The 3,274-nt window shown below is 52.5% G+C and carries 1 protein-coding gene; it reads left to right on the top strand.

The features are described from left to right. Positions 1-118 precede the first annotated feature (118 nt). Positions 119-3,211 (top strand): type I restriction endonuclease subunit R, encoded by a 3,093-nt coding sequence (locus VSX58_RS22340; RefSeq protein ID WP_327619972.1) that lies wholly within the window; start codon positions 119-121, stop codon positions 3,209-3,211. Positions 3,212-3,274: the final 63 nt, after the last annotated feature.

The raw sequence follows: 3,274 nt of genomic DNA, 5'->3' as shown, positions 1-3,274 counted from the left end.
CTAAATGATGATTTATCGCCCACGGGCGTGCGGAATTAATGTGTTTTGTTGTTTAAAGGTGAATGGCAAACACCAAACGCAAAAAAAATGCGTTATAAATTTGTAAAAGGTAATCTGAATGGCCTATACCGAAGCCCATTACGAAAATGCTTGTCTTGAGTTGTTCCGCGACACATTGGGGTACAGCTATGTCTATGCGCCGGACCTGACGCGAGATTACGCCAATCCGCTTTATATGGACGAACTTCTCCCCGCTCTCGGTCGGGTAAATCCCAGACTGCCGGAATCGGCGCTTGCCGAGGCGGTTTACAAACTGCGGAATATCGAGGGCGGCACATTCCGGCAGAAGAATGTGCAGTTTATGGACTACCTGCAAAATGGCGTATCGGTTAACTATTACCATAAGGACGAACTGCGGGCGGCGCTGGTTCATCTCGTGGATTACGAGGACGTGGCGCGAAATTCATTCACTGTCGCCAATCAGTGGACAATCTGCGAAAACAGCGAGAAACGCCCGGATGTGATCGTGTTCTTAAACGGTTTGCCGGTCGTCGTCTTCGAGTTGAAATCTCCCTCCCGAGAGGAAACGGATGCTTCCGAGGCATTTCTGCAATTGCGCAACTATATGCACGAGATACCGTCCCTGTTTATCTACAACGCTTTTCTCGTTATGAGCGATTTGGCCGTCTCGAAAGCTGGAACCATTACGGCAGGCGAAGACCGCTTTATGGAATGGAAAACCAAGGACGGCAGCTACGAAAACACGCAGTATGCTCAGTTTGACACCTTCATTGAAGGGATGTTCGACAAAGCGCGCTTGCTCGACATCATCAAGAATTTTATCTGCTTTTCCGGCGACGCGAAAATCCTGGGCGCTTACCACCAATATTTCGCCGTGAAAAAAGCCGTTGCTTCCACCGGTAGGGCTACCGCAACGGACGGCAAAGGCGGCGTGTTCTGGCACACCCAAGGCAGCGGCAAGTCGCTGTCGATGGTGTTTTACGCCCATCTGCTGCAAAGCGCGTTAAATTCACCGACCCTTGTGGTGTTGACGGATCGCAACGATCTCGACGACCAACTATTCGGACAGTTCGCTAGGTGCGCATCGTTCCTGCGTCAAACGCCTCAACAAGCCGAAAGCCGTGCTCACTTAAAGGAACTGCTTGCAGGAAGGCTGGCAAACGGCATCATTTTCACGACGATGCAGAAATTCGAGGAAACCTCTGAAGCGCTTTCCGACCGCCGCAACATTATCGTGATGGCGGACGAAGCCCATCGAGGGCAGTACGGTTTGGAGGAAAAGGTGGACGCGAAAACAGGCCGTGTGATCCTCGGTACGGCGCGCATTATTCGCGATAGCTTGCCCAACGCCACCTACATCGGTTTCACCGGAACGCCGATATCCAGCAAAGATCGCTCCACCATCGAGGTATTCGGCAACTATATTGACATCTACGATATGACCCAGGCGGTGGAAGACGGCGCGACCCGCCCCGTCTACTATGAGAGCCGCGTTATCCACCTGAAGCTGGACGAAGACATTTTGCGGCTCATCGACGCGGAATACGACGTTATGGCGCAGAACGCCGAAGACTACGCCATCGAAAAGAGTAAAAAGGAACTCGGCAAGATGGAGTCTATCCTCGGTGCGGAACAGACCATTACCGCATTGTGCGAAGACATCATCCAGCACTATGAGGAAAACCGCCAGCATGAACTGACCGGCAAGGCGATGATAGTCGCTTATTCCCGCTCCATCGCCATGGGCATCTACCGCAAGCTGCTGGAACTGCGTCCGGAGTGGGCGCAAAAGGTCGACGTGGTGATGACCGAAAGCAACAAAGACCCGGAGGAATGGCGCGGCGTTATCGGCAATAAACGCCACCGCGACGAGATGGCCGGTCGGTTCAAGAATAACGATGATCCGCTGAAAATCGCCATCGTGGTGGATATGTGGCTTACGGGGTTTGACGTGCCGTCGCTCGCCACCATGTATGTTTACAAACCGATGTCGGGGCACAACCTCATGCAGGCCATCGCGCGCGTCAATCGGGTTTACAAAGATAAAGAAGGCGGGCTGGTTGTTGATTATGTCGGCATCGCTTCAGCGTTAAAGCAGGCGATGAACGCCTACACCAACCGCGACAAGAACAACTACGGCGATACCGATGTCGCCAAGACTGCGCTGCCGAAGTTTATCGAAAAACTGGAAGTTTGCCGCAGCCTGTTCCACGGTTTCGACTATTCGGCGTTTCTGTCTACCGACAGCAACCTTGTGCGCGCCAAAACCATCACCGGCGGCGTGAATTTTATTTCAGCGATTGATAAGCCGAAATCTACCCCGAACCACGAAAACATGGATTCCCGGTATTCGATAGCCGCCGAACCGAAACCCGCCTATGGTGAAGCGCCGAGCAAAAAGGATTTGTTTATCAAGGAGTCCATGCTGCTGCGCCAGGCGCTGTCCCTCTGCCGTTCGCTGATATCTGCCGAGCAACGCTTTGAGGCCGCCTACTTTGAGGCGGTACGCACGCTGCTTACCCGTCTCACCGGCGAGGGCAAGCCGTTGTCTCTGAAAGAAATCAACGCCCGCGTCAACGAACTGCTGAAAGCAAGCATTCAGAGCGAAGGGGTTATCAATCTGTTTTCCGATGTGGACACCGGGTTTTCGTTGTTCGATCCGAAGTTCCTCGATGAGATCGCCAGGATGAAGGAGCGCAATCTCGCCGTCGAGATGCTGAAAAAACTGCTTGCCGAGCAGGTGATGCTCTACCGCCGTACTAACCTCGTCCAGAGCGAGAAGTTCTCGGAAATGCTCTCCCGTGCGATGAAAGCGTACCTTAACGGCATGCTCTCCAACGAAGAAGTCATCGCCGAACTGATGAAAATGGCGAAGGATATGGCGTTTGCCCAAGCGGAAGGCGATGCGCTAGGGTTGACTGGCGAAGAGTTGGCGTTTTATCACGCGTTGACCCGACCCCAGGCCGTGAAGGACTTCTACCAAAACGAAGAACTGGTGGCGATGACTCACGAACTCACGGAGATGCTGCGTAAAAATCGCACCATCGACTGGCAGAAGAAAGAATCCGCTCGCGCCGGTATGCGTCGTATGGTTAAAAAACTGCTGAAAAAATACAAATATCCGCCAGAAGGCGTAGAGGATGCCGTTGCCACTGTTATTGGTCAATGTCAGATGTGGACGGATAATTAAGCGGGAGAGTTTCTTCCTACTTATTACCTGCATTACTGCATATGAAGTGGTTTACTGAATTTG

The sequence above is a fragment of the Brenneria populi genome, from assembly GCF_036016195.1.
In the GTDB taxonomy this organism is placed as follows: domain Bacteria; phylum Pseudomonadota; class Gammaproteobacteria; order Enterobacterales; family Enterobacteriaceae; genus Brenneria; species Brenneria populi.
Note: the sequence above shows the minus strand (reverse complement) of the source record. Positions and strands in the feature narration are given on the sequence as shown.

What these genes read in the sequence shown, in the direction of transcription:
- VSX58_RS22340 (WP_327619972.1), top strand. Translation starts at nt 119, where the DNA reads ATGGCCTATACCGAAGCCCATTACGAAAATGCTTGTCTTGAGTTGTTC.